The organism is Tardiphaga sp. OK246 (assembly GCF_900188215.1).
In the GTDB taxonomy this organism is placed as follows: domain Bacteria; phylum Pseudomonadota; class Alphaproteobacteria; order Rhizobiales; family Xanthobacteraceae; genus Tardiphaga; species Tardiphaga robiniae.
Window position 1 is genome coordinate 871,307 of record NZ_FZOX01000001.1, and the last position, 26,358, is coordinate 897,664.

A 26,358-nucleotide genomic window follows, 5' to 3' on the forward strand; every position below is an offset into this window, starting at 1 on the left:
GTTCGATGAAAGAACTTTGCTCATCGAGCCGCGATGAAGAAGGTCGCGCCTACGCGGTCGCGCCATTGTTCGGAGACGAAGCAAGGGCGTGGATCGAAACTACGAACTTCTTATGCCATTGAGACTGCCTGATAATATCGACGATTCTTCTCGTCTTACGCAACCCTCACATTCGTTTCGACAACGGGCGGTGGCTCGCCAATCCCCGTCGTATTGAGATTCTGCCAGGACCCCCCACATCATCTTGATAAGGGAGTCCAGACTGTGCAGACCGTACGGGCTACTCTTGCCGCGACAATTGCGGTTGTCGCTCTGGCTGTCTCTCCCACCACGCCTGTCTCGGCGGAGGGGAGCGGGAAACTTGTGCTGACGATCGCAATCGACGGAGCGATCGGACCGGCAACTGCCAATTATGTGAAAGACGCACTCGCCAAGGCAAGCGAACGGCGTGCCGAAGCTGTTATTCTGCGTCTGAATACGCCGGGCGGTCTCGTCACCAGCATGCGCGAGACCATCGCCGACGTGCTGGCATCGCCCGTTCCTGTCATAGGTTATGTCGCCCCGTCGGGAGCCCATGCTGCCAGCGCCGGCACCTATACTCTCTATGCAACGCATATCGCCGCAATGGCGCCGGGCACCAATCTGGGCGCGGCGACGCCCGTGCAAATCGGCAGTCCGGTGCCAGGCCTGCCGGGCATCACCCCTGACAAAGACGGCAAGGACAAGAAAGACAGTTCCCAGCAAACGGAGCCGAAGGACGCGATGATGGCGAAGGCGACGAGCGATGCCGTCGCCTTTATCCGCAGCCTGGCCGAGTTGAGAGGACGTAACGCCGATTGGGCCGAGAAGGCTGTCCGCGAGGCAGCCAGTCTTTCCGCCAGTGCTGCGTTGCAAGCGAATGTCATCGATCTCATTGCGCGCGACCCGGTCGAACTGCTCAGGCAGGTCGATGGTCGCGTCGTGGAGCTCCCCGGAGGCGACAGACGGCATCTGGCGACGAAGGATGCAATGATCGAGACGATCGATTCCGGATGGATCGCTCAATTTCTGTCTGTGATCACCAACCCCAACATCGCCTTCATTCTTCTGCTGGTCGGCATCTACGGCCTGATTTTTGAATTCATGTCTCCTGGCGCCGTCGCGCCCGGCGTGGTCGGTACGATCTGTCTGCTGCTGGGCCTCTATGCCTTCAACCTGCTGCCGATCAACTATGCCGGCCTTGGGCTGATGATGTTGGGGATCGCGCTTCTGATGATCGAGGCCTTCAACCCGACCGTGGTTCTTGGCCTCGGCGGAGCCATTGCCCTGGTCCTTGGTGGGTTGATGTTGTTCAGGATCGAAGCGCCCGGATACCGGCTGTCATGGACGCTCGTCAGCATCGTGACGGCAATGTTCATCGGACTGCTTCTCATTGTGCTCGGCTCGCTCCGGCGCGCCCGCAAAGCTCCGGCACGAATCGGCGCGCAGGCTATGCGCGGCCTGCCCGCCGAAGTTCTCGACTGGAATGACATCGAAGGTCACGTCTTCACGCAGGGTGAGCGCTGGCGAGCCCGCGGCATGGAAACATTCAAGCCCGGAGAGACGGTCGAGATCGCCAGCATCACGGATCTGACGCTGATGGTGCGTCGCCGGCCGGCACTCAGCGCCGGCGAGGGAGGTGTGCGATGATGCTCGATTACATAGCCTATTCGCTGCTCGCGATCATCGTGATCGCCTTTCTCTCCTCCGCCATTCGCATCCTGCGGGAATACGAGCGCGGCATCGTCTTCACGCTCGGACGGTTCACCGGCGTGAAAGGTCCGGGGCTCATCATCCTTATTCCGTTCGTGCAGCAGATGGTGAAGGCCGATCTCAGGGTGATGGTGCAGGATGTGCCGCCGCAGGACGTCATTTCCCGCGATAATGTTTCCGTCAAGGTGAACGCCGTTCTCTATTTCCGCATCGTCGACCCGGAACGTGCGATCATCAAGGTCGGAAATTACATGGCCGCGACTAGCCAGTTAGCGCAGACCACGCTGCGCTCGGTGCTCGGCAAGCATGAGCTGGATGAAATGCTCGCAGAACGCGACAAACTCAATGCCGACATTCAGGAAATCCTCGATCAGCAGACCGACGCGTGGGGAATCAAAGTTACCAACATCGAGATCAAGGATATCGACCTCAATGAAAACATGGTGCGTGCCATCGCCAAGCAGGCCGAAGCGGAGCGGCTGCGGCGGGCGAAAGTGATCAATGCGATAGGCGAGCAGCAAGCCGCTGAGAAGCTCGTCGAGGCCGGCCGGATCCTTGCTCAGGAGCCGCAGGCGATGCAGCTGCGCTATTTTGCGGCGTTGCACGACATTGCAGGCGAGCGGTCATCGACTGTGGTCTTTCCGCTGCCGATGGATCTGCTCAGCCATATGACGCCGCGGCCGGGCGGAGTACCGTGAGTTTATTTCTTGTGCTTCTGCGCCAGCTCCAGCTTGAGTCTGTCATGGGCCGAACGAACCATGGCTTGCGCTGGCTTGCTCATCACCCCAATTTACCATCAATGAGTATCCTCGGCGCGCTCGTCGACAGGCACATGTGACGGGTGTCGTGCGTCGCCGCGCCGGTTTTGCGGGCGCACATACATCGTCATCGCTTCCGGGAGCTCCGCCTTGACTTTCAGAGCGGCGACAAGCGCGTCCTCGGCGTCTACGACGACATGACCCGCCTTGCCCTTCAGCTTGAATCCAACGGTAAATTGCATCTGCGCACCACCTCGTCTTCACTAATTGTCTCGCCCGCCTACTTTCCGCCAGCGGGCGCCATCTCGGCCGTCGTTCCGGTCGACATATCATTTGACCGGCGCGTAGCACCTCGCGGACGCGTTTCCGATCCGCAATCAGTCCAGCGACTTTATGATCTCCCGGTAGGCCGTTTCGGGAAACGCTTTCAATGTATGCGTTCGAATGTTTCCCAGCATACCCAGCTGCAAGTTGAATCGCGCGGCGACGGCATCGTCCGGCGCTTCGTAAACCGCCACGATGTCATAGTCGCCCATGGTCAGAAAAAACGATTTGAACTCGCCGTCCATATCTTTGAGAGCTTTCTTCGCCAAGTCGAGACGACGCGGCGAGTCCTTGACATGCTGGACACCTTGATCAGTCCAGTTTGCAAGCATGATATATGTGGTCATGGAAGTCCTCCTTACGCACGAGACCCCCGCTCATCTTCACGCCCCAGTCTTGAAGAAAATGATCCGGCTCAACAACGTGTAGTCCGATTCAAACACCATGATCCCGACAAAAACCAACAACACCAACGGCGGGAGCAGGATGGCATAGGCCAAAGCCAGACGCTCCCACGCCATGTGCATGAAGACCGCAACAATCAAGCCCGCCTTCAACATCATGAACACCACGATGAGAGACCACCTCAGATATCCCTGCAGGTTAAAGTAGTCGACGAGGTAAGAGCATGTACTCAAGACAAACAGCCATCCCCAGACCACGAGATAAAGCTTGATCGGGTGCTGGTGTCCCTCGGCATGTGCTGCGGGAGTTGCATGAGGTGTTGCATGTAGCGTGACTTCAGCCATGTTTTTCCCTCACCAAAGATAGAAAAAGGCAAAGATAAACACCCATACCAAATCGACGAAATGCCAATACAGGCCGGTGATTTCGACGATCTCGTAGTTCCCCTTCCTGCTTGTGAAAAAGCCCCGACGTTCAGTCTCGAAATCTCCGCGCCAGACCTTTCGCGCAATGATGATCAGGAAAATCACGCCAATCGTTACGTGCGTTCCGTGGAATCCTGTAATCATGAAAAAGCATGAGCCGAATTGCTCTGCCCCCCACGGATTTTCCCAGGGCCTCACCCCCTCCATGATCAGCTTGGTCCATTCGAAAGCCTGCATTCCGACAAATGTCGCACCGAACGCGGCGGTCACCAGCATCAGAATCGCCGTTTTGCGGCGATCGTGGCGGTAGCCGAAATTGACGGCCATCGCCATGGTCCCGCTGCTGCTGATCAGCACGAAGGTCATGATGGCAATCAGAATGAGCGGGATGTGTTGTCCTGCAATCGTCAGAGCGAAGACTTCACTCGGGTTTGGCCAGGGCACCGTCGTGGACATGCGCGCCGTCATGTACGACAGCAGGAAGCAACCGAAGATAAAGGTATCGCTGAGGAGAAAGATCCACATCATGGCCTTTCCCCAGGATACATTCTTGAATGCCCGTTGATCCGAGGACCAGTCGGCGACAATACCTTGCCAGCCTGCAGTCGTCGTTCGGCGCTTTTCGATGTTTGTCAGCACAGTCTCTGCCATCGCATCGATGCCTTTCCTATGTCAGCAACTGGCGACAGATGGTGACGAAGTCATCCGCCCAGCCTGTCAGCAGAGCGAGCAGGATCAACCAGACGAGGAGCAGGAAGTGCCAATACATCGTGCACAGTTCCACACTCAAACGCAGTCGCGAGATTTCAACACCGCGCCATGCCTTGACGATGGTTCTGCCCAGAGCCACGAGACCGCCGAGCAAATGCAGTCCATGGACTGCGGTGATCAGATAGAAGAAGGCGTTGGCAGGATTGGCCGCCAGAAAGTAGCCCCCGGCGTTGAGCTGTTGCCACACCAGCAACTGACCTATCAGGAACACAACGGCGGAAATGCCGCTTGCAAGCAGGCCGGTCAGCACATTTTCGCTGTCGTCGCGATGTGCGGAAACCTGCGCCCATTGCAGTGCGCCACTGCTCACGATCAGAACACCGGTGTTGAACCACAACAACCCGGGCACGGGCAGCGACCGCCAGTCGATCAATTGCATGCGCATGGAGTAAGCGCTGACGAAGAGCGCAAATAACGACCCGACGACCGCGAGAAACACACCCAAACCTATTTTCGCCGCCGGCAACGACATCGAACTTCCGCCGGGAAAATCGCCGACCGCCCCCTCCTCCAGCCAGGGCTTGGCCGCAAGTCGTTGCTGCGAGAGCCACCATCCCGCAATGGCCGCTATTCCAGCCATGAACAGGACGATGGCCGTCATGGATGCGCTCCCTTCGGCGTCAAGCTGGCCGGCGGTTCATTCTGGGGGATGAAATCCCGTGCTGCGCCGGGCACGCTATAATCATAAGCCCAGCGATAGACGACCGGGAGTTCCTTGCCCCAGTTGCCATGTGCCGGCGGCGTCTGCGGCGTTTGCCACTCGAGCGTGGTCGCGTTCCACGGATTGCCGCCGGCGTCCTCGCCCTTGGACAGGCTCCGGATCATGTTGAACACAAATACGAGCTGGGCAAAGCCGACGATGAGCGCAGCGATACTCATGAATGCATTCAGGTCATGGGCCGACGCCGGGACGAATGCCGTCCCACCGATGTCGTGATAGCGGCGCGGCACACCCAGCAGCCCGAGATAATGCATGGGGAAGAAGATCGCGTAAGCTCCAAGGAACGTGACCCAGAAATGGAAGCGCCCCAGCGTCTCGTTCAGCATCCGTCCCGTCACCTTCGGATACCAGTGATAGATCGCACCAAACACGACCATGATCGGCGCAACCCCCATGACCATGTGAAAATGGGCGACCACGAACATGGTATCGGACAACGGAACGTCCACGACGACGTTGCCGAGGAACAGGCCTGTCAGGCCGCCATTGACGAACGTGATAATGAATGCGAGCGCGAACAGCATCGGAACGGTGAGGTGAATGTCGCCACGCCACAGGGTCAGGATCCAGTTGTATACCTTGATCGCCGTGGGGATCGCGATGATGAGGGTCGTTGTTGCGAAGAAAAATCCGAACTTCGGATTCATGCCACTGACATACATGTGGTGCGCCCACACCACGAAGCTCATCGCTCCGATTCCAACAATCGCCCACACCATCATGCGATAACCGAAAATATTCTTTCGCGCATGAGTACTGATGAGGTCAGAGACAATGCCAAAAGCAGGTAACGCAACGATATAGACTTCGGGGTGGCCGAAAAACCAGAACAGGTGCTGGAACAGCAGCGGACTGCCACCGCCGTACTTCCCCAGCTGCCCCATCTCCACGAGCGTTGGCATGAAGAAGCTGGTGCCAAGAAGCCGATCGAACAGCATCATCACCGAGGCGACGAACAAGGCTGGAAATGCGAGCAAGGCCATCACAGTCGCTGTAAAAATGCCCCACACCGTCAAAGGCAGCCGCATCAGCGTCATTCCGCGCGTGCGACCCTGCAGCACCGTCACGACGTAATTCAAGCCGCCCATGGTGAAGCCGATAATGAACAGGATCAGCGACACCAGCATCATGATGATGCCTGCTTCCTGTCCGGGGCTTCCGGAAAGAATGGCCTGCGGCGGATACAGCGTCCAGCCAGCGCCGGTCGGCCCACCCGGTACAAAGAAGGTCGCAACCAGCACCAGCACGGCAAGCAGATAGATCCAGTAGCTCAGCATGTTCGCATAGGGGAACACCATGTCGCGAGCACCGACCATCAGCGGGATGAGATAATTCCCGAAGCCTCCGAGAAACAGCGCCGTGAGAAGGTAGATCACCATGATCATGCCATGCATGGTGATAAACTGAAGATACTGGCTCGGATCGATAAACGAAAACGTTCCGGGGAATCCGAGCTGCAGCCGCATCAGCCACGACAGCACCAGCGCGACCATACCGATGGCCATTGCTGTTATCGCATACTGGACCGCAATGATCTTGGCATCTTGCGAGAAGACATATCGCGTCCACCAACTTCTTGGGTGATAGAGATCGACCTCACCCACTTCGGCCGGCGGAATTCCTGCGAGTACATCAGACGGGACATCAACCATTAAAATGTCCTCCCGGATTAATCCTCTGATCGTCGCTCATCGTAAGTGTTACAACGTGCAACGCCGCCGCGCCGGTCCTGCTATTTGCCGCGGGTCTTGTAAGTCGCCTTCGTGATGGGTCGGTGGCCGGATAACGCTGCGAATGTCTGCTGCTTCTCCAGCCATGCATGATATTCGCTCTCTTCCTGGACGATGACGTTGCTCCGCATTTGTGCATGCGCGATGCCGCACAATTCCGCGCAAAGAACCTCGAATGTTCCTGTGCGCGTGGGAGTGAACCAGAAGTATGTGACCGAGCCCGGCACCATATCCATCTTCGCCCGGAACTCAGGCACGTAGAAATCGTGCAGAACGTCGATTGAACGGAGCAATACCTTGACCGGCTTCCCGATCGGGAGATGCAAATCGTCGTTCTCAACCACGACGTCGTCCTGACCATTGGGATCGTTCGGATTCAAGCCCAGTGGATTCTCGGCACTGACGTTGCGGGCATCGACCGTCCCGAGCCGGCCGTCCTTTCCTGGCAGCCGGTAGCTCCAGCGCCATTGCTGGCCCATGACCTCGATCTCTGTTGCATCGGACGGCACCGTCACAAACTGATGCCAGACAACCAAACCGGGCGCCAACATCGCTCCGACACCGATCGCGGTCCCTATGGTGAGCCACCATTCGAGCCTTTTGTTTTCGGGCTCATAGGCCGCTTGTCTTCCTTCTTTGTGATGAAAACGGAAGATGCAATAGGCGATGAATGCGACGATCGCGAAGAAGACCGCTCCGGTGATCCAGAACGTCATGGTGATCGTGTCGTCGATGTAACTCCAGTTCGATGCGATCGGCGTCCACCACCATGGGCTAAGGAGGTGAAACAGCACCGAAGCGACTGCGACCAACAGCAGTATGAATGCTACAGCCATCCCTTGTTCATCCTTGCCTCTAGAGGCTGCGGACAAGACTTAGAAAAGGGCGCAATTCACGTCTGCATCGATGGCTGATTTCGAGCTCGCCATCACAATGCTGGCCGCCTTGCCCTCTAACCGGTCGCAACATCGAATTCGAAAAATTGCGATCGCTGGTGTGATCGAACTACGGGCACTTGCCACTACAGGATGTTCCCCGGCAGGCTTGATTGTCAATAGACCGGCTTATTCCTCGCGACAGACGATAGCACCATGATCGAACCGCTGAGCAATGGCACGCACAACGGATTCCTATATCGCACTGCAATGCACGACGCCGTACGTCCGCATGACAGACAAAGTGATGCGTCAATTGCCATCAGCGACGCGGTGAAACGTAAACCTTACAAAGGAAGAATTCACCGAACAGTGCGTGCTATTCTTTCCGGATTGCGCTAAACTTGCTGCACAGGTTGCGACAGGTTTTGCTCGGCAAAGCTCTCTTCGTTGAACTTGGCCGTCTTCCAGAACCAGTCGCGATTTCTGCGCACGAAGGCGAATGCTCGTCATTTGAAGATGACCCGATCTCGCCGGTGCGAACGCATGGGAGATCGTGACCATGGCTACTCCGTATTCTGACAAGATCTCGCAGACAGCACCTGGCGCTTCCGATAGCGTTGCCGCGCCCGTCATTCGCAAGATCGGGTTGTCCGATCTGCATGACGCGTTGCGGCTGGGCTGGGAGGACTTCAAGGCGGTTCCGAGTCACGCCATTATTCTGTGCGTCATCTATCCTGTTCTCGGGCTTGTGCTGGCCAGAATGACCCTTGGCTATTCGGTGTTACCGCTGCTTTTCCCACTAGCCGCCGGTTTTGCGTTGATTGGTCCTTTTGCAGCCCTCGGTCTCTATGAACTCAGCCGCCGCCGCGAACGCGGCGAAGAGGCGTCGGCGTGGCATGCACTCGGCGTGCTGCGCTCGCCGTCCTTTGGAGCCATGCTTGGCCTCGGCACGCTCCTGCTCATTCTGTTCGTGGTCTGGGTGACCACCGCGAATGCGATTTATGTCTCCAAGTTCGGCAATGCCCCTGCGGCCAGCATTCCCGATTTCGCATCGCGCATCTTCACAACCACAGAGGGGCACCAACTGATCGTCCAGGGCTGCGGCGTCGGACTATTATTCGCTATCATGGCCCTGTGCGTTAGCGTCGTGGCGTTTCCGCTGATGCTCGACCGACATGCGAATGTGACAGATGCAGTTCAGACCTCGCTGCGGGTCGTGATGAAAAATCCTGTGACGATGGCGGCATGGGGTCTGATCGTTGCCGCGCTGCTGGTGGTGGGTTCGCTGCCGTTATTCGTAGGTCTCGCCGTTGTTCTGCCGCTACTCGGTCATGCCACCTGGCATCTTTATCGCAAGGTGCTGGAGCCGGACCCGAATCCTCGGCAGGACCCTCCGCGTCCACCGAAAGGACGGCGCTATGCGGCCGATTTTCCGGTCTCTCTCTTCCCGTGGGGCCGCGATAAGCCGTAGATCGAAACAAACGACCGGAGACGCACGTGTCGGCTTCAGAATACGCCGAGCCACCCCGCGCGGATGAAATCCGCCCGAATGAGGGGCGATCGGCATATCCTGCCGGAAGCGGACTCCGCTCCCGGCAGGGTGTCCGCCCACGATCTATTAGGAGAACCCAAACAGCTTTGCTGGATTTGTGACCAGTATCTTTTCCAGCAAGGCATCGTCCGGCGCGTAGCGATAGAGCAATTCAAGCAGGTCGGCGTCGTTCGGCGGCTGGACAACCGATACAGGGTGCGGCCAGTCGCTTGCCCAGACGCAGCGATCGGGCGCGGCTTCGAGATAGGCTTGCGCGATGGGAACGACGTCGTCCCACGGCGGACCTTTCCTGGACGTCTTTTCGCCGAGCGAGAGCATCACCCAGAAATTGCCCTTCGACAGCAGATCGAGAACCGCACGTAAATTCGGATCGTTCTTGCCGAGCGTTGGATCCGGGCGGCCCATGTGATCGATGAGGACCGGCACCTTGAGGGACGCGATCTTGTCGAGGTTGGCAACGATGCCGTCCTTCTCCGGCTGGAATTTAGCGTACCAGCCGAGTTCGGAAATACGTGCGATCGCGCGCTCGTAGTCGCTGTCCGAAAGCACGGCGCCGAGTTCCTTGCGGAAGCTGAACCGCGCCCCGCCGACGCCGGCGTCATTCAGCTTGGCGAGATATGCATCGTCGCGTTGGGCGAAAACCAGCGCATTCGCGCAGGCCTTGTAGTTCGGCCCCATCGCCGCCAGCCCGTCCAGAACCACCGAGTGATCGGCACCATATGTCGTCGTCTGCACGATGATGCCGCGCTCGATACCAAGCGCCTTGTGTACCCGAAGCGCAGCCTCCCAAGTCGCCGTCGGCATCTGATAGGCCGCTCCAGGCCGGACGGGATAGCGTTCCACCGGACCGAGCACATGGAACTGACTGTCGATGCTCTTCGGCGGCGGCTTGCGGGATGGCGTGCGCGGGTTTGGATCAAATGGAAGATAGTCGGGCATCTGTCGCTCCTTTAATCGATCACCGCAGTGAAATCGCATTGCACCAGGGCGCCGCCCTCCATCTCCATGGAGAGCGCATGACGGGCTGGGCGCGAATGCTCGTCGGGAAACATCTTGAGCCACTCGACATTGACCGGCCCGCGATTGCTGCGATCCTTGAGCCAGACCGTCATCTTGATGATGTCGTCAGTACTGCCGCCGCCGGCTTCCACGATCGCCTTCATATGCGCGAACATGTTGGCGCACTGGCTTTCGAGATCGGGCGGCATCTCGCTTGTTTTGGGATCGCGGCCGAGGATGACGCCGGACATCAGCAGATTGTTGATGCGGCAGGCGTTGGGGATCGGATTTGCGTGCTTGAATTCGCCGATATGAACGCTGCGGCGGCGCCTGGAAGATGTCATGGCAGCAGTCTCCGGATAACGGTCAAACAAATTGGCACGATACCGAGCCATACGGCCCGTAATCGGCATGTATCGTATCGCCGCGGCTGACCTCGATCGGGCGCGTGAAGGATCCGGCGAGCACCACCTCGCCTGCAGCGAGATATTCGTCGTGCGGCGCGAGGCGATTGGCGAGCCACGCGATGCCGTTTGCCGGATGGTTCAGCACGCCGGCGGCGACGCCGGTCTCCTCGATCTGGCCATTCCGGAACAGCAGCGCGCTGACCCAGCGCAAATCGACATCCAGCGGACGGAATGGACGACCGCCGACCACAAGCGCGGCATTCGCTGCGTTGTCGGAGATCGTGTCCACCACCGTGCGGGGCTTCTTGGTTTGCGGATGCACGCGGTGCATGCGCGTTTCCAGGATTTCGAGCGCCGGTGTGACGTAGGCTGTCGCGTTCAGCACGTCGAAGATCGTACAATCCGGCCCGCGCAGATCGGTCTTGAGCACGAAGGCCAATTCGACCTCCACGCGCGGCGCGAAGAACCGCTCATAAGGGATAGCGCCGGCATCCTGATAGAACATGTCGGCGAACAGCACGCCGTAATCCGGCTCGGAGATGCTGACCGCGTTCTGCATCGCCTTCGAGGTCAGGCCAATCTTGTGGCCCTTGATCACTCGCCCGCGTTCAAGCTGCAGCGCCGTCCAGGTCCGCTGGATCGCATAGGCATCCTCGATGGTGAGATCGGGATAGTCGGCGGTGAACATGGTGATGAGCGTCTTGGTCCGCTCCGCCTCGTCGAGGCGACGCGCCAGCGCATCGATGACCGTCTGATCAAGCACCGTTATTTCTCCTCTGCGACGACGTTGCGAAGAATGCCGATCTGCCTGGACTCGACCTCGACGACATCGCCTGGCTTGAGCCAACGCGGCGGCGTGAAGCGGGCGCCGGCGCCGGTCGGCGTTCCGGTCGCGATCATGTCGCCGGGCTTCAAGGTGGCAAATGTCGACAGATAGGAAATCAGATAGTCGAAGGCGAACATCAGCCGCTCGGTCGAGTCGTTCTGCCGCTCCTCCCCGTTCACCCGCGTGACGATATCGTGCGTCCCCTGCGGATCACATTCGTCGGCCGTGACGATCCACGGCCCGACGCTACCGGAACGATCGAAATTCTTGCCCTGGGTGACGTTGAACTTGCCGTGGTGCAGCCAGTCCCGCACCGAGCCTTCGTTGCAGAGAGTCATGCCGAAGATGTGCGACCACGCATTCTCTCGCGTAATGTGACGACCTTCCTTGCCGATGACGATCACGAGCTCGCCTTCGTAGTCGAGCTGCTCGGAGATCTTCGGCTTTTCGATCGGCTGATCAGAGCCGACCACCGACGACGGGTTGCGGACGAACAGGCTCGGATATTTCGGCAAATCCGAGCTGTCTTTGTATTCAGCATTGCGGTCCTTGTAGTTGACCCCGATGCACCACAGCTTCTCCGGCGCCGGGATCGGCGGCAGCAAGACCAGATCCGACAGTCGATGATCGGGCTTGCGGCCGGCGCTCACCTGTTTCGCCTTCGCCAGCCCGTTGCCGGCGATCAAGCTGCGCAGATCGGGAAACTCCGATCCAAGCAATGCACTGAGATCGATAACGCCGTCATCGGTCACCACGCCGTAGTGGCTGCTTCCGCCGGTCGAATAGCTGCATAGTTTCATAAGAGCCTCTTGAACAATTCACTGAATCGATTGCCGCGGGATCACCGCATTGGACCGGCTGCTCGAGCTGCGCCCGCGGCGTTCTTCCAATTACTTCGATGTCTGGAATACGGACTTCAACGTGAAGATCTCGCCTAGCCGCGCGTAACGCGGACCGGCAATGCGGGCGATCGGATCGAGGCTCTCGGTTTCAATCTTGCCGTTGGCGAGCAGATCATCCTTGATGTGAAATGCGACCACTTCGCCGACGATCAACCGGCTGCGGGTATCGCCGAATTCGAGGCATTGCCGAAATCGGCATTCCATCGCAATAGGCGCCGCCGTCAGCCGCGGCACCCCGATATGGTCGCTGGGGGTCGTCTCGAGACCGAGGACTTCGACCTCACTCACCTCCGGCGGATGTTCCGCGGAGCTTTCGTGAACCGCCGACATCAACGGCGAATCCGCGATGTGAATGACGTATTCTTCGCGATCCAGGATGTTGCGCGCCGTGTCTTTGTAGACGCCTGATTTGCGGCCGACGCTGATTGCCAGCATCGGCGGCTTGGGCGAGACGAAGGTGAAAGCACTGAACGGCGCAAGGTTGACGGTACCTGCCTGCGACAGGCTGGTCACCCATGCGATCGGTCGCGGGACGACGATGCCGGTGAGCAGACGATAGGCCTTCTCGGCTCCAAGTTCAGCGGGATCGATCTTCATTCGTCAATCCGCCTTTACATTGGCCTTGCGCACGACCGGAATCCACTTGGCGTCCTCACGATCGAGATAGGTTCTGAACTCACCCGGCGTCATCGGGAGCGCTTCGGCGCCAAGTTTTTCGAACTTGTCGACCACGCCTGGCTCTTTGAGGATCTCAGCCAGCGCTTTGTTCAATTTATCGGCGATGGGAGCGGGGGTGTTCGCCGGAGCAAACAACCCTGTGAAGGTCTGGCCGTCAAAATCCGGGTAGCCGAGCTCGGCGAAAGTGGGCACGTCCGGAAGCGTCTTCAGTCGATGAGGGCTCGTGACCGCCAAGGCGCGCAACATTCCACTCTTGATATATTGAAGGCTGACCGACAGTTGATCGAATGCGAACTGAACCTGGCCGCCGAGCAGGTCATTGGTCGCGGGCGCGTTGCCGCGATAATGCGCCGTCACCCAACGAATCTCGAGCTTGGACTGCATGAGTTCGCTGAGCAGGTGATTGGTGGTGCCCGGTCCCGGAGAGGCCATCGTCAGCTTGCCCGGATCGCGCTTCGCGAGTTCGAGCAATTCGGCGAACGACGTAGCCTTCACGGAAGGATGAACCTCGAGCACCAGCGGCGTCATCGAGATGCTCGAGATCGGCAGGAAGTCGCGCTTCCAGTTGTAAGCGTCGCGCTTGTTGATTTCGGGAGCGAAGAGAACCGGACCATTGGCGCCGACCATGAGCGTGTAGCCATCATTCGGCGCTTTCGCCAGCGCTTCACCGGCGATCATGCCGCCAGCGCCCGACTTGTTTTCGATCACGAAGGGCTGGCCCAATTTCTCTTGCAGCCGATCCGCGACAATGCGCGCCGCGCTATCGACATTGCCGCCGGCCGGATAGGGCACGATCAGTTTGACAATGCGCGCGGGCCATTCCTGGGCCGTCGCCGCGCCATTAACCAGCGTCGCGGCAATGGCTGCAGCGATCCATAGCGACCTCATCATTTCCTCCCGCCAGATGCGGCTCTCACGCCGCTGACCGTATGTTCGACGCCGATTGGGACCAGCGCTCTTGCGGCGAACCATTGGTTTCAACCGCTTTACTTGTCGATGCCAATGTGCGGTTATTGTCCACATTATGGACAACGGATTGCCAACAACACTCGACCCGGAGCCGCGACAAGGCGCACAGGCGATCCGGCGCGCGCTCTTCCTTCTTCGCGTGCTTGCAGCCGGCGGTGAGAGTGGATTGCCGCTGAAAGACGTTGTCCAAGCGACGCGCCTATCGCGCCCTACCGTACACCGGATCGTCCATGTCCTGATGGAGGAGGGGCTCGTCGAGCGCCACGAGCGCTCGGGTCGCTATGCAATCGGCACGCAGGTCCCTGAATTGGCACTCGCTCGCCCATCGCGCTCGCCATTGCTCGCCGCAGCGGACGACATTTTGCGCGAAACATCGCAACGGGTCGGCGACACACTGTTTCTGACGGTGCGCACCGGCAACGACACTTTATGCGTGGATAGGAGAATTGGCTCATATCCGATCCAGGTACTCTCGATCGCCGTCGGTGCGCGGCGGCCGCTGGGCGTCAGCAGCGCAGGCGTTGCCATCCTGGCCGCGTTACCGGCTCAAGAATCACGCCGGATCGCTATGACGAATGAGCCTCGATTTGCGGGATATCGGACCGATCGGCAGACTGTGTTGTCAGAGATCGCCGACGCCCGGCGCAGGGGCTATGGCGTGCGCGAAGTCGGGTTGGTCCAGGGCACGAAATCGATTTCGACCTGGATCAAGACAGCCGACGGCGACCCGGCGGCGGCCCTCACCATATCGGCCGTCCGAACACGGCTCGGCCCGCGACGCGAGCAGGAAGTTGTCGAAACGCTTCTGAAGGCAGCTTACGAGGTCGAGCAGAAAATCCGGTAAGCAAGCACGCGTCGCCCAATCCAAGGCAAAGGTCCGCTTGCGACATATGCAGCGATTGAGCAGCCAATCGACGGCTAGCTGTTCTAATCTGAACGGAAAAGTCTGGCGGTCCATTCGGGATAAAACTGCGCCCCCTCCCGTTGCCCGCGCAAAATGGCGCGCCATTCGGAGTATAACCACAAACTCATATATTATTGAAATTGCTTGTGATTTTATAACATGCCTTATGGCGCGAGGCTCGTCGCATCGATTCCGGCCTCAAGACACACCTCACAACTCCGCGCGCCACGGCGGCTCCGGGGTGCTAATATAGTCACGACCGAAGATTTCACCTGTGCGATTGAAACGCGGTCGGGACACGATGGCGCACGAAGAGATGCACTCCAAAAACAACGGCCGACCGTAATTGCGGTGAGTTGGCTGGGACGTGGAGGACGCTATGGCGTGGCGTGACGACAAGGCCCGCGCAACTCTGATCCGCGACGCGGCGGGAAGCGTGCAGCCGGGCAAGGCACCCCGAACCTTTGCCGAGCTTATGTTCGGCTACACCAATGCCGAGGACCTCGCCAGTTACGATGCCTCCTCGCTTGCCTTCCTGGCGGAGCAAGCCTGGGAGCAGGTACAGCGACGCACGGCGGGTCGTGCCGATATCCGCGTCGTCAATCCGATGATGCCGGACGGGCGCGAGATGTCCGTGCTCGAAATTCTCAACGACGATATGCCTTTCCTGTTCGATTCCATCATGGCGGAGCTCGCCGAGCAGGGCATCGAAGTCACCCTCGTCGCTCACCCCATCATCGCGGTGGAGCGCGATGACCAAGGCAAGCTCCTGCACTTCCACGGTGAAGCACTGCCGGAAGGGGCAAAGGGCGCGCGAGAGAGTCTGATTCACCTCCACATCACCCGCCTCGACGCCGACGCTGACCGCGAGAGGCTGATTGACGGCCTCACCAGGACGTTAAGCGACGTGCGCGCCAGCGTCGCGGACTGGCGCGTCATGCGCGACCGCGTCGAGAACGCGATCAAGACTTTCTCTTCCAATCCACCGCCGCTGCCGATCGACGAGGTCGCCGAGGCCAACCAGTTCCTGCAATGGCTGTGCGCGGACAATTTCACCTTTCTCGGCGTGCGCGAGTATCGCTTCTCGCCCGACAGCGATGCGTCGGACGACATCACGACCGCTGAGGGCCTCGGCATCCTCCGTGACCCCGATGTAAAGGTCCTGCGCCGCGGCAACGAAATGGTGGTGATGACGTCGGAAATTCGCGAGTTCATGCGCGAGCCGACCCTACTCATCGTCATCAAGGCCAATGTGAGTAGCCGCGTTCATCGCCGCATCCGGATGGATTATATCGGCATCAAGCTCTATGCGCCCGACGGCCGGCTCGAGGGTGAACTACGAGTCGTCGGCCTGTTCACCTCAGGCGCCTATACCCGCTCGGCACGACAGATCCCCTATGTTCGCCACAAGATATCGCGGGTGCTCCAGCGCGCCGGCTTCGATCCGAACAGCCATTCGGGCAAGGCGCTAATGCACATCCTCGAGGAATATCCGCGAGACGAACTATTCCAGGTCGACGTCGACACCCTGTTCAATTTCGTCATGGAGATCCTGATCCTCTATGAGCGCCCCCGCGTCCGGGCGCTCGCTCGGGTCGACAAGTTCGATCGCTTCGTCTCCATCCTCGTCTTCATTCCGCGCGACAAATACGACACTGATGTGCGCATGCGCGTCGGCGCCTTCCTGTCGCAGATCTACAAAGGGATGCAGGCCGCCTCCTACGTGTCTTTCCCCGAAGGAGCATTGACGCGCGTTCACTACATCATCGGACGCTATGAAGGTAAGACTCCTGCCGTCGAGCGCGCCACGCTGGAAGCCGGGATCAGCGCCATTGCCGCGACCTGGGCCGACAAGCTGAAGGCCGCGCTGACTGCGTCTACCGATGGCATGCGGGCGCGCATGCTCGCCAATCGCTATGCCCAGGCCTTTACCGGCGGCTATACTGAGGTTTCCACGGCGGAACAGGCAATAGCCGATATCGCCACCATCGAAAGGCTCACGCCAACCCGCCCGGTGACGATTTCGGTTCATCGCTTCGAGGGCGAGGACGATCCCAAACGCTTCGGCCTGAAGGTGTTCTCGGATGCCGCGCCGCTGTCGCTGTCCTATCGCGTGCCGGTGATCGAAAATCACGGCCTGCGCGTGGTCGATGAACGTACCTATCAGATCGTGCCCGGTGCCAGGCCTGAGCCGGTGTGGCTGCACGACATGACGATCGAGACCAGCGACGGCCAGCCGATCGAGATCAACCGGGAGTTCAGCCATCGGCTCGAAGCCTCGATCATGGCGGTGGTCGGTGATCGAGCCGAATCCGACGGATATAACGGGCTGATCCTGCGCACGGCCCTGGGCTGGCGCGAAGTCTCGACCATCCGGGCGCTGTCCCGCTATTTGCACCAGATCCGCGCGCCGTTCAGCCAGGATTATATGTGGGAGACTCTGCGCAAGAACGCAGCGATCACCGCCAACCTCGTCGCGCTATTCCAGGCCCGCCTCGATCCACGCCTCACCCTTACTGATGCCGAGCGCTCGGCCCGGGAGACCGCCCTCCTTGCTGATATCGAGGAGCAGCTCAAATCCGTCGCATCGCTCGACGAAGACCGCATCCTCCGCCGTTTCACCAATCTGGTGCAGTCCACCATCCGCACCAATTTGTGGCAGGTCGGCGAGGACGGACATCCGCGTCCGGTGATCTCATTCAAGTTCGACGCGCGCGGAATCGAGGACCTGCCGGCTCCACGACCGCTCTACGAGATTTTCGTCTATTCTCCCCGCGTCGAAGGCATTCACCTGCGCTTCGGCAAGGTTGCGCGCGGCGGACTGCGGTGGTCCGATCGGCCGCAGGATTTCCGCACCGAGATTCTCGGCCTGGTCAAAGCCCAGCAGGTCAAGAACGCGGTGATCGTGCCGGTCGGCGCCAAAGGCGGCTTCGTGCCCAAGCGCCTGCCGCCGCTCTCCAGCCGCGATGCGTGGCTCGCGGAAGGCACCGAAGCCTATCGCATCTTCGTTCGCTCGCTGCTCGAACTCACCGACAATCTCGACGGCGACGACCTCCTCCCGCCCGACTCGACCTTGCGGCATGATGGCGACGATCCTTATCTGGTCGTCGCCGCCGACAAGGGCACCGCCACCTTTTCCGACATCGCCAACGCGATTTCGGCCGAGAAGAACCATTGGCTCGGCGATGCCTTCGCCTCCGGCGGCAGCCAGGGCTACGACCACAAGAAGATGGGGATTACGGCGCGAGGCGCCTGGGAGGCGGTCAAACGCCACTTCCGCGAGCTCGGCACCGACATTCAGACCATGCCTTTCACTGTAGTTGGCGTCGGCGACATGTCCGGCGACGTCTTCGGCAATGGCATGCTGCTCTCGCCCGCGACGAAATTGGTTGCGGCGTTCGATCACCGCGACATCTTCATCGATCCCTCTCCCGATCCGGCGATCAGCTACGCCGAACGCAAGCGCATGTTCGACATGCCGCGATCGAGCTGGCAGGACTACAACAAATCGCTGATCTCGCAAGGCGGCGGCGTGTTCTCGCGCTCCCTCAAGGCGATTCCGCTCGCACCGGAAGTGCGCACCTTGCTCGATCTCGACAAGCCGCAGGCGACGCCCTTCGAGGTGATGACGGCGATCCTGAAGACGCGCGCAGACCTACTGTGGTTTGGCGGCATCGGCACCTATATCCGGGCGTCGGTGGAGAGCGACGATCAGGCCGGCGACCGCGCCAATGATCCGATCCGCATCACCGGGACCGACGTTCGCGCCAGGGTGATCGGCGAAGGCGCCAATCTCGGCGTCACTCAGCGCGGCCGCATCGAAGCGGCGCAGACGGGCGTCAAGCTCAACACCGACGCGATCGACAATTCGGCCGGTGTGAATACGTCCGACGTCGAGGTCAATATCAAGATCGCATTGGCCCGCCCCGAGCGCGAGGGACGCCTCAGCCCGGCTGACCGTAACACCCTGCTTGCCGCGATGACCGACGACGTTGGTGCGCTGGTCCTGCGCAACAACTATCTGCAGACGCTCGCGCTCTCGCTCGCCGAACGCAAGGGCGTGGCCGAGACCGGCTTCCTCACTCGCCTGATGCAGTCGCTCGAGCGGCGCGGCCTGCTCAGCCGCGCAGTCGAATTTCTGCCCGACGACGCCGCGATCACCGAGCGCACGCGGCGCGGGCAGTCCCTGACACGGCCTGAGCTTGCCGTGTTGCTCGCCTACGCCAAACTGACGCTCTACGACGACTTGCTCGGCACCAGCGTGCCGGACGATCCTTATCTCGCCCGCGAGCTCTCCGGGTATTTTCCGGGCCAGGTTCAGGACAGGTTCCCGACAGCGGTAGAGTGCCATCGCCTCCGACGCGAAATCATCGCGACCAGCCTCGTCAATACGGTCATCAACCGCGGCGGCCCGGCGTGTATCGTGCGCCTGATCGACGAAACCGATGCCGATATCCCCACCATCGTCATGGCCTATGTGGCGGTAGATGAATCCTACGGGCTCAAGTGGCTAAATGATGCGATCGATACGCTCGACGCCTGCATCGAAGGGCAGTTGCAATTGTCCCTCTATGAGGCGGTCCAGGACCTTCTGCTTTCCCGCATGGTCTGGTACGTGCGCAATATTGATTTCAAGGATGGCCTCGAGGCGGTGATCGCACGTTTCGGCCCGGGTATCCGCGAGATCAGCGCCTCTCTCGACAACACCCTGCCACCGGACTTGCAGGCCGCGCGCGGCAAGCGCCGGCAGGAGCTGACCGATGCCGGCGTCCCGTCCGGCCTCGCCGGCGAACTGGCCGATCTCGACACCCTGGTCTCGGCGCCGGACATCGTAACGGTCGCCGAGCGCACCAGCCGCAGCATCGGCGATGCCGCCGCGACGTTCTTTGCCGCCGAGGCCAATTTCCGTCTCGATCGCATCATCGTCGCCGCGCGCAGCGTGCCGGCCAGCGATCGTTTCGAACGCCTCGCCATCGACCGTGCCGTCGACCTGATCGCGGCTGCCGAAAGAGGCCTCGCTGCGGATATGCTGGCAACCGGCCAATCCGGCCAACAGGCTGCGGAGACTTGGCTTACAGCTCATCCCGAGGCGACGCGCATCCGCCGCGCAGTCGAAGAGATTGCGGCAGGCGGCCTGACGCTCGCCAAGCTGATGGTGGCGGCAAACCTGCTGGGGGACTTGGTCAAAGGCTGAGGCGTGCGGGGCAGCGATGTGAAACTCTAAAGAGCAACGCTAGCGCAGGTTGTTAGCCAGCGAACGGAGGACCCCAATGATCCACGCTACTTGCCATACCGCTGATAATGCCCGCTGCATCGAGTTCGATGCCACGCCCTGGTTCAGCGAGGCTAACGCTCCGAGCATTATCGATTTGGCCGAACGCGGATGGGCCAGCACAGCGATTGCAGATTCCCTCGAGAGCCGACGAGGATACGAACGCTTGCACGACCTCGTTGAGTATGCAGCGAAGCGACTGCAACCGGAATCCCTGGAGGACCCCACCTGGGAAACCTTCGAGTGCGTCGTCGATGGACCCGGGGCCGTAGCCTGGCTCGAGAAAAACCGGCCCGACGTTGTGGCAAGGATCCCGTAAGCTACGAGAAGCGCAGCAATGGCGACGATGATTGGCGCATCACAATGAAGCGGAAATGGCGCGCCCGAAAGGATTCGAACCTCTGACCCCGTGATTCGTAGTCACGTGCTCTATCCAGCTGAGCTACGGGCGCGTGCCGCGATGTGGGGCCAAAGCCGCCAGCACCGGATGCGTTTCGGAAACGATGTTTGCGAAAGCGGGCCATAGCTACCGGGTCGAGCCCGGCTTGGCAAGCGCCCTGAGCCGCTTATTTCACTACCGTGACATAGCCGGAAAAAACGGCTCAGGCCCGCGCGCGTTCGTTGCGGATACTGTGCAGTTCCACCGGCCGGTCCGGAAGGCTGATCCGGAAGGTGGCGCCCAAAGTGCCTTCCACAAGGTGAATATCGCCGTCATGGGCGCGGACCAGTTCGGCCGCAATCGCGAGGCCCAGCCCGCTACCGCCGGGGCGAGACGAGCCCTGAAATGCTTCAAACAGGTGGTCGCGTGCCCGCTGCGGGACGCCGGGGCCGGTGTCGGACACTTCGAGAATGGTGACAGCGCCTTCGCGGCGGCCGGTGATGCGGATCTGCTGCGGGGCGACGTCGCTCTGTGGCTGCCCTTCCAGCGCCTGGGCCGCATTGCGGACCAGATTGAGCAAAATGCGAAATAACTGGTCGGGATCGGCATCAATCATCAGCCCGCGCTCGATGGCGTTGACCCAGCCGATCGACACGTCGGTCGCAAGCCCAGCCGATTCGCGGACTTCGTTGACCACCGGCTCAACGAGAATCATCTTGCGATCGGGGGCAGCTTCCTGCGCGCGACCATAAGAGAGTGTCGACTGGCAGAAGGCGATGGCGCGCTCCAGCGAGCGCATCAGCTTCGGCGCGAAGCGCTGCACGCGGGGATCGGGCACGCTGGCGAGCTGATCCGACAGCAATTGTGACGACGCAAGCAGATTGCGCAGGTCATGATTGATCTTCGAGACCGCGAGGCCGAGCGCAGCGAGACGACTCTTCTGATGCAGCATCGAAACGAGATCGCGCTGCATGTCGGACAATTCGCGCTCCGCCACGCCGATTTCGTCGGCGCGCTGGCTCGGCACGATGATCCGCGCCGAGCTCTCGGGGTTTTCATGGAAAGCGACGAGATTGGCCGTCAAATTCCGCATCGGCCGCACGAACAGATAATGCAGCGCCAGATAGACCAGCCCCGCAGAGAGAATCGCCAATCCCAGCGACACCCACAACAGATTGCTAGAGAAACGATACATCGCCTGCCGCAGCGGCAATTCATCGACCACCACTTCAATGAATTGCGCGCCGCCGGGCGCCGGCCCGATGATGCGCATCGTCTGATCGCCAGTTTCCAGCATGACCTCGAACGCATCGACAATCGCGGACCACACCGTCATCGACCGCATATCGATGTCATGGTCGATCTGCGACGGAAGATCCGCGCTGGCGAGCAGACGGCGCTGCTGGCCCATCTTGATGGCCACCGCACGGGCGCCGATGCTGCTCAGGATTTGTCGCGACAGCGATTCCGGGACCATGCCGAGCGGCGCGGCATCCAGCACCAGTGCTGCCGTATTGGCCGCGGCCAGCCTGTCGTTCAGCCTGTTGATCCGGAAATTGGCGATCGAGGGCACATAAATGAGAATTTCGGCAATCAGCACCAGCGGAATGGTGAGCAGCAACAGCTTGCCCGACAGCCCCAGCCGTCGCATGGGGCCGAGCCTGAACGCGGGCTCGATGGGCTTTTCGCCGGCCGAAGACACAATATTGGCCTCTGATCTCACGGTCTGACGCTGAACTATCGAGAGATACGGGTCCAACGACGATTTGTTACGATGATGTTTGCGACCAGTTCTTAAATTTGTCCGCTCAGCGAACACGCTTAAGCCATAGAGCAATTTCACAACCGCCAACAACCTGAAAACACCGGGAAATTGGGATTAATCCCATGGTTCCAAGAATTTGGCGGATCAGAACACCGCTACAGGGCAACATTGACGAAAACAGGACGCTCCCGTATAAGCCCGCCAACTGTCCGCGATGACCCGGTTTTGGATCGGGTGCGGCTCGTCTTTGGGCCGGAAATGGCTCGTTGAGCCAACATCTTAGGACTTACCTCAAATTACTCGGCGAATTGCCCGGTCAGCGGAGAACGACCCGTGAAGCGGACTTATCAACCCAGCAAATTGGTGCGCAAGCGCCGTCACGGCTTCCGCGCTCGCTTGGCGACCGTTGGCGGCCGCAAGGTTCTGGCTGCGCGCCGCGCACGTGGCCGCAAGCGCCTCAGCGCCTGATCGGATCTCTTCCGAGAGTTCATCATGGACCGGTTACGGCAGCGGGCGGACTTTCTCGCCGCTGCCAATGGGCCGCGGGTGAACAGCCCTGCCTTTGTGATGCAAACCCGGCGACGTGACGACGACGGCCCGATCAGGGTCGGCTTTACCGTGACCAAAAAAAACGGAACCGCCACCGAGCGGAACCGTATCCGGCGCAGGCTTCGCGAACTGGTGAAGCGCGTCGATGTCTTATCCATGCGACCCCACAGCGATTATGTGCTAGTCGGCCGTCGTGTCGCGCTCCAACGCGATTTCACGATGATGCTCGACGACCTCCGCTCGGCGCTGCACCGCCTCGATCGGCAATCTTCTAAGACGCAATCTTCTAAAACCAGCGTGACCTGACGCTTTCAGCCTGCGACAAGCGCGCAGCCGGAAGCGAGAGCCGCACCCGCATTTGAATGACGAGACCTGAACGATGACCGACAATCGCAACACCATCATTGCCGTCATTCTGTCCGGCCTGGTGCTGATCGGCTGGCAATATTTCTACAACATCCCGCAGATGGAGAAGCAGCGCGCACAGACCGCGACGCAGACCCAGCTTGCCAACCCGACCGCACAGCCCAACACCACGCCCGGCAGCACGACGCCGACCGCGAATTCCACCGCCGCAGGCGGCGCACCCACGAATGTGGCGCCGGCCAACGCTCCGATCGTCAGCCGCGACAGCGCCATTGCAGCGTCGCAGCGCGTCAAGATCGACACGCCGCGTATCTCCGGCAGCATCGCGCTGAAGGGCGCGCGCCTCGACGATATCTCGCTGACCAAGTTCCGCGACACCGTGGATCCGAAGTCGCCGGCGATCGTGCTGTTCTCCCCCTCCGGCACTGCCGCGCCTTATTATGCCGAGTTCGGCTGGGTCGCCGCCGCCGGTGCGAACACCAAGATTCCCGACCAGAACACCCAGTGGCAGCAGGAAGGCTCCAACGCCCTGACGCCGACCACGCCTGTCGTGCTCAAGTACAACAACGGCGACGGCCTGACGTTCACTCGCACCATTTCGATCGACGACCGCTACCTGTTCTCGGTCAAGGATGACGTCAGCAATATCGGCAACGCGCCGGTGACGCTGTATCCGTTCGCGCTGATCTCGCGCCACGGCACGCCGCATGTCGAAGGCTATTACATCCTGCATGAAGGCCTCGTCGGCTATCTCGGCGACCAGGGCCTGCAGGAATACGGTTACAAGAAGATCGACGAAGCCAAGGCGGTGAATTTCAAGGTCACCAATGCCTGGCTCGGCATCACCGACAAATATTGGGCTTCGGCACTTCTGCCCGACACCAATGCGCAGCTGCAGGCCCGTTTCTCATCGAACCTGACCGGCACCCAGCGGACCTACCAGACCGACTATCTGCAGGACGCGCAGACCATCGCCATCGGCGGCACCGGCACGGCCAATGCCCGCCTGTTCGCCGGCGCCAAGGAAGCGGCCACTGTCGGCATCAACTTCCCGCTGGCGGTCGGCCTCGGCGGCTACAATCAGGCGCTCGGCCTCAACCACTTCGACCTTCTGATCGACTGGGGCTGGTTCTACTTCATCACCAAGCCGATGTTCCTGGCGCTCGACTGGTTCTTCCACCTGTTCGGCAACTTCGGCATCGCCATTCTGCTCGTCACCGTTCTGGTGAAGATCATCTTCTTCCCGCTGGCCTCGAAGTCCTACGCCTCAATGGCGAAGATGAAGGCCGTGCAGCCGCAGCTGGCGGCGCTCAAGGAGCGCTTCCCTGACGACAAGATGAAGCAGCAGCAAGAGATGATGGAGATCTACAAGAAGGAGAAGATCAACCCGATCGCCGGTTGTCTTCCCGTCATGTTGCAGATCCCGGTGTTCTTCTCGCTTTACAAGGTTCTGTTCGTCACCATCGAAATGCGCCACGCGCCGTTCTTTGGCTGGATCAAGGATCTGTCGGCGCATGATCCGACCAATCTCTTCAACCTGTTCGGCCTGATCCCCTTCGATCCGACGACGATTCCGGTGTTCGGTCACTACCTCGCGCTCGGCATCTGGCCGATCATCATGGGCATCACGATGTGGTTCCAGATGAAGCTGAATCCGACACCGCCGGATCCGACGCAGAAGATGATCTTCGACTGGATGCCGCTGATCTTCACCTTCATGCTCGCCGGCTTCCCAGCAGGCCTCGTGATCTACTGGGCATGGAACAACACCCTCTCGGTGCTGCAGCAGGCCTACATCATGAATCGCAACGGCGTGAAGGTCGAACTGTTCGACAACGTGAAGTCGACCTTCGCGAAGAAGCCGGCTGAAAAGAAGACGTAATCCTTGGAGCCCTCATCCTGAGGAGCGGCCACTTGGCCGCGTCTCGAAGGACGAGGGCGGGGCGCTCATGGTTCGAGACGGCGCTTGCGCGCCTCCTCACCATGAGGGCCGGAGCAGCACAGAAAGCCACTTCGCATGACCACTGACACCGATGCGAAGCTGATCGAACAGGGCCGCCTGCTTTTTGCAGGCGAATGGACGTTCATCTGGGCCTCGCCCTCGATCGAGACGCTGCCGCCAATGGCAGGGATGGAAGTTGCCTTTGCCGGCCGCTCCAATGTCGGCAAATCCAGCCTGATCAATTCGCTGACCGGCCGCAACGCGCTGGCGCGGACCTCGCATACGCCGGGCCGCACACAGGAGCTGATCTTCTTCGAAGGTCCTGATGGCTCCGACTTTCGGCTCGTCGATATGCCCGGCTACGGCTATGCCTCGGCGCCGAAGGTCAAGATCGCGTCCTGGACCAAGCTGATCTACAATTTCCTCCAGGGCCGGGCGAGCCTCGCGCGCGTCTACGTTCTCATCGATTCCCGGCATGGCCTGAAGGATGTCGACCTCGACGTGCTCAAATCCCTCGATCGCTCGGCGGTCAGCTACCAGATCGTGCTGACCAAGGCTGATCAGGTGAAGAAGAGCGAACTCGAAAAGACCCTTGAAGAGGTCCGCACCGAGTTGAGGACTCATCCGGCAGCCTTTCCGGACGTGCTGGTTACATCGTCGCGCACCGGTGACGGCATGGCCGAATTGCGGGCTGCAATGGTCCGCCTGTTGAACGAGCGCAACTGATGTCCCGCTTTAGCCTGTTTCGCATTCTTGTCATCCTGGCCGGCGTGATGGGCGCGGACGGCGTCATTCTGGCTGCCGCCTCGGCGCACCAGCCGGACGCGATGCGACTGGCCTCGGCCTCCTCGATGCTGCTGTTTCATGCCGCCGCCATTCTCGGCGCCGTCGCTCTGATCGAGCGCGGCGTCGCCCATCTGCAGATCGGCCTGACAGCTGCGTTCGGCTTCGTCATTGCTGCCGCGATCTTCGCCGGCGACCTGACCCTGCGCCAATATGTCGGTCACGGCTTGTTCACAATGGCCGCGCCGACCGGCGGCACCCTGCTGATCCTGAGCTGGCTGGCGCTGGCGGTATCCGCAGCCTGGCCGCGCTCCGCCTGACG

25 protein-coding genes and 1 tRNA gene are annotated in these 26,358 nt (G+C 60.3%); 11 read left to right on the plus strand and 15 right to left on the minus strand.

Annotated features, from left to right (window positions below; genetic code table 11):
• Positions 1–264 precede the first annotated feature (264 nt).
• Together CHC01_RS04280 and CHC01_RS04285 are read left to right on the plus strand one after the other, a co-directional pair.
• Entirely contained in the window at positions 265–1,668 is a 1,404-nt protein-coding gene (locus CHC01_RS04280; RefSeq protein ID WP_089262756.1) for an NfeD family protein, read from the plus strand.
• On the plus strand, positions 1,665–2,429 hold the full coding sequence (locus CHC01_RS04285; protein WP_089262758.1) for a slipin family protein: 765 nt from the start codon (positions 1,665–1,667) through the stop codon (positions 2,427–2,429). Before CHC01_RS04280 ends, CHC01_RS04285 begins: the two co-directional genes overlap by 4 nt.
• A 98-nt stretch (positions 2,430–2,527) precedes the next feature.
• On the opposite strand, the gene CHC01_RS04290 is transcribed toward CHC01_RS04285, so the two are convergent.
• The 7 genes from CHC01_RS04290 to coxB form a co-directional block, all read right to left on the minus strand.
• Positions 2,528–2,731 carry a hypothetical protein gene (locus CHC01_RS04290; protein WP_089262760.1) on the minus strand — a complete coding sequence of 68 codons (204 nt, stop codon included), beginning with the start codon at positions 2,729–2,731 and terminating at the stop codon, positions 2,528–2,530.
• A 135-nt stretch (positions 2,732–2,866) separates the two neighbouring features.
• A complete protein-coding gene (locus tag CHC01_RS04295; protein ID WP_089262762.1) occupies positions 2,867–3,160 on the minus strand; it encodes a GYD domain-containing protein in 294 nt (97 codons plus the stop codon).
• A gap of 36 nt (positions 3,161–3,196) precedes the next feature.
• A complete protein-coding gene (locus tag CHC01_RS04300; protein WP_089262764.1) occupies positions 3,197–3,562 on the minus strand; it encodes a cytochrome C oxidase subunit IV family protein in 366 nt (121 codons plus the stop codon).
• A 9-nt stretch (positions 3,563–3,571) separates the two neighbouring features.
• The gene (locus tag CHC01_RS04305) at positions 3,572–4,294 is read right to left on the minus strand and encodes a heme-copper oxidase subunit III family protein (protein WP_089262766.1); all 723 of its coding nucleotides are present in this window, start codon (positions 4,292–4,294) and stop codon (positions 3,572–3,574) included.
• A 16-nt stretch (positions 4,295–4,310) separates the two neighbouring features.
• A complete protein-coding gene (locus CHC01_RS04310) occupies positions 4,311–5,015 on the minus strand; it encodes a cytochrome c oxidase subunit 3 (RefSeq protein WP_089262768.1) in 705 nt (234 codons plus the stop codon).
• The gene (locus CHC01_RS04315) at positions 5,012–6,787 is read right to left on the minus strand and encodes a cbb3-type cytochrome c oxidase subunit I (protein ID WP_089262770.1); all 1,776 of its coding nucleotides are present in this window, start codon (positions 6,785–6,787) and stop codon (positions 5,012–5,014) included. The genes CHC01_RS04310 and CHC01_RS04315 overlap by 4 nt, the downstream gene beginning before the upstream one ends.
• A gap of 80 nt (positions 6,788–6,867) precedes the next feature.
• Positions 6,868–7,701 (minus strand): cytochrome c oxidase subunit II, encoded by an 834-nt coding sequence (gene coxB, locus CHC01_RS04320; RefSeq protein WP_089262772.1) that lies wholly within the window; start codon positions 7,699–7,701, stop codon positions 6,868–6,870.
• A 255-nt stretch (positions 7,702–7,956) separates the two neighbouring features.
• On the opposite strand from coxB, the gene CHC01_RS31825 reads away from it, so the two are divergent.
• Complete coding sequence (locus CHC01_RS31825; protein ID WP_139285891.1) at positions 7,957–8,142, plus strand: hypothetical protein; 186 nt, start codon at positions 7,957–7,959, stop codon at positions 8,140–8,142.
• Between the two features lie 160 nt (positions 8,143–8,302).
• Positions 8,303–9,214: a DUF2189 domain-containing protein gene (locus CHC01_RS04325; protein ID WP_089262774.1), complete on the plus strand. Its 912-nt coding sequence runs from the start codon at positions 8,303–8,305 to the stop codon at positions 9,212–9,214.
• A gap of 147 nt (positions 9,215–9,361) precedes the next feature.
• Here the strand turns inward: CHC01_RS04325 and CHC01_RS04330 are convergent, their stop codons facing one another.
• The 6 genes from CHC01_RS04330 to CHC01_RS04355 form a co-directional block, all read right to left on the minus strand.
• The gene (locus CHC01_RS04330; protein WP_089262776.1) at positions 9,362–10,234 is read right to left on the minus strand and encodes an amidohydrolase family protein; all 873 of its coding nucleotides are present in this window, start codon (positions 10,232–10,234) and stop codon (positions 9,362–9,364) included.
• An 11-nt stretch (positions 10,235–10,245) separates the two neighbouring features.
• Positions 10,246–10,638 carry a RidA family protein gene (locus CHC01_RS04335; RefSeq protein WP_068732845.1) on the minus strand — a complete coding sequence of 131 codons (393 nt, stop codon included), beginning with the start codon at positions 10,636–10,638 and terminating at the stop codon, positions 10,246–10,248.
• A gap of 22 nt (positions 10,639–10,660) precedes the next feature.
• Complete coding sequence (gene hpaH / locus CHC01_RS04340) at positions 10,661–11,470, minus strand: 2-oxo-hept-4-ene-1,7-dioate hydratase (protein ID WP_502695637.1); 810 nt, start codon at positions 11,468–11,470, stop codon at positions 10,661–10,663.
• Positions 11,467–12,327 (minus strand): fumarylacetoacetate hydrolase family protein, encoded by an 861-nt coding sequence (locus CHC01_RS04345; protein WP_089262780.1) that lies wholly within the window; start codon positions 12,325–12,327, stop codon positions 11,467–11,469. The genes hpaH and CHC01_RS04345 overlap by 4 nt, the downstream gene beginning before the upstream one ends.
• Before the next feature lie 90 nt (positions 12,328–12,417).
• A complete protein-coding gene (locus CHC01_RS04350) occupies positions 12,418–13,026 on the minus strand; it encodes a flavin reductase family protein (protein ID WP_068732840.1) in 609 nt (202 codons plus the stop codon).
• A gap of 3 nt (positions 13,027–13,029) precedes the next feature.
• On the minus strand, positions 13,030–13,995 hold the full coding sequence (locus CHC01_RS04355) for a Bug family tripartite tricarboxylate transporter substrate binding protein (protein WP_089262782.1): 966 nt from the start codon (positions 13,993–13,995) through the stop codon (positions 13,030–13,032).
• A gap of 136 nt (positions 13,996–14,131) precedes the next feature.
• Between CHC01_RS04355 and CHC01_RS04360 the strand changes: the two genes are divergently transcribed.
• Both CHC01_RS04360 and CHC01_RS04365 read left to right on the plus strand, forming a co-directional pair.
• Positions 14,132–14,920 (plus strand): IclR family transcriptional regulator, encoded by a 789-nt coding sequence (locus CHC01_RS04360; protein WP_089262784.1) that lies wholly within the window; start codon positions 14,132–14,134, stop codon positions 14,918–14,920.
• A 427-nt stretch (positions 14,921–15,347) separates the two neighbouring features.
• Complete coding sequence (locus tag CHC01_RS04365) at positions 15,348–20,174, plus strand: NAD-glutamate dehydrogenase (RefSeq protein WP_089262786.1); 4,827 nt, start codon at positions 15,348–15,350, stop codon at positions 20,172–20,174.
• 453 nt (positions 20,175–20,627) lie between these two features.
• Here the strand turns inward: CHC01_RS04365 and CHC01_RS04375 are convergent.
• Both CHC01_RS04375 and CHC01_RS04380 read right to left on the minus strand, forming a co-directional pair.
• Positions 20,628–20,704: transfer RNA gene (locus CHC01_RS04375), tRNA-Arg, on the minus strand.
• Positions 20,705–20,854: 150 nt separating this feature from the next.
• Complete coding sequence (locus tag CHC01_RS04380) at positions 20,855–22,282, minus strand: ATP-binding protein (RefSeq protein ID WP_089263645.1); 1,428 nt, start codon at positions 22,280–22,282, stop codon at positions 20,855–20,857.
• Positions 22,283–22,729: 447 nt separating this feature from the next.
• On the opposite strand from CHC01_RS04380, the gene rpmH reads away from it, so the two are divergent.
• From rpmH to CHC01_RS04405, 5 genes are all read left to right on the plus strand, one after another.
• Positions 22,730–22,864, plus strand: coding sequence for a 50S ribosomal protein L34 (rpmH, locus tag CHC01_RS04385; RefSeq protein ID WP_011471298.1), 135 nt, complete (start codon positions 22,730–22,732; stop codon positions 22,862–22,864).
• A gap of 24 nt (positions 22,865–22,888) precedes the next feature.
• The gene (gene rnpA / locus CHC01_RS04390; RefSeq protein WP_089262790.1) at positions 22,889–23,251 is read left to right on the plus strand and encodes a ribonuclease P protein component; all 363 of its coding nucleotides are present in this window, start codon (positions 22,889–22,891) and stop codon (positions 23,249–23,251) included.
• 73 nt (positions 23,252–23,324) lie between these two features.
• Positions 23,325–25,193, plus strand: a complete 1,869-nt coding sequence (gene yidC / locus CHC01_RS04395; protein ID WP_089262792.1) for a membrane protein insertase YidC — start codon at positions 23,325–23,327, stop codon at positions 25,191–25,193.
• 135 nt (positions 25,194–25,328) lie between these two features.
• Positions 25,329–25,979 (plus strand): ribosome biogenesis GTP-binding protein YihA/YsxC, encoded by a 651-nt coding sequence (gene yihA, locus CHC01_RS04400; RefSeq protein WP_089262794.1) that lies wholly within the window; start codon positions 25,329–25,331, stop codon positions 25,977–25,979.
• A complete protein-coding gene (locus CHC01_RS04405) occupies positions 25,979–26,356 on the plus strand; it encodes a DUF423 domain-containing protein (protein ID WP_089262796.1) in 378 nt (125 codons plus the stop codon). The genes yihA and CHC01_RS04405 overlap by 1 nt, the downstream gene beginning before the upstream one ends.
• Positions 26,357–26,358: the final 2 nt, after the last annotated feature.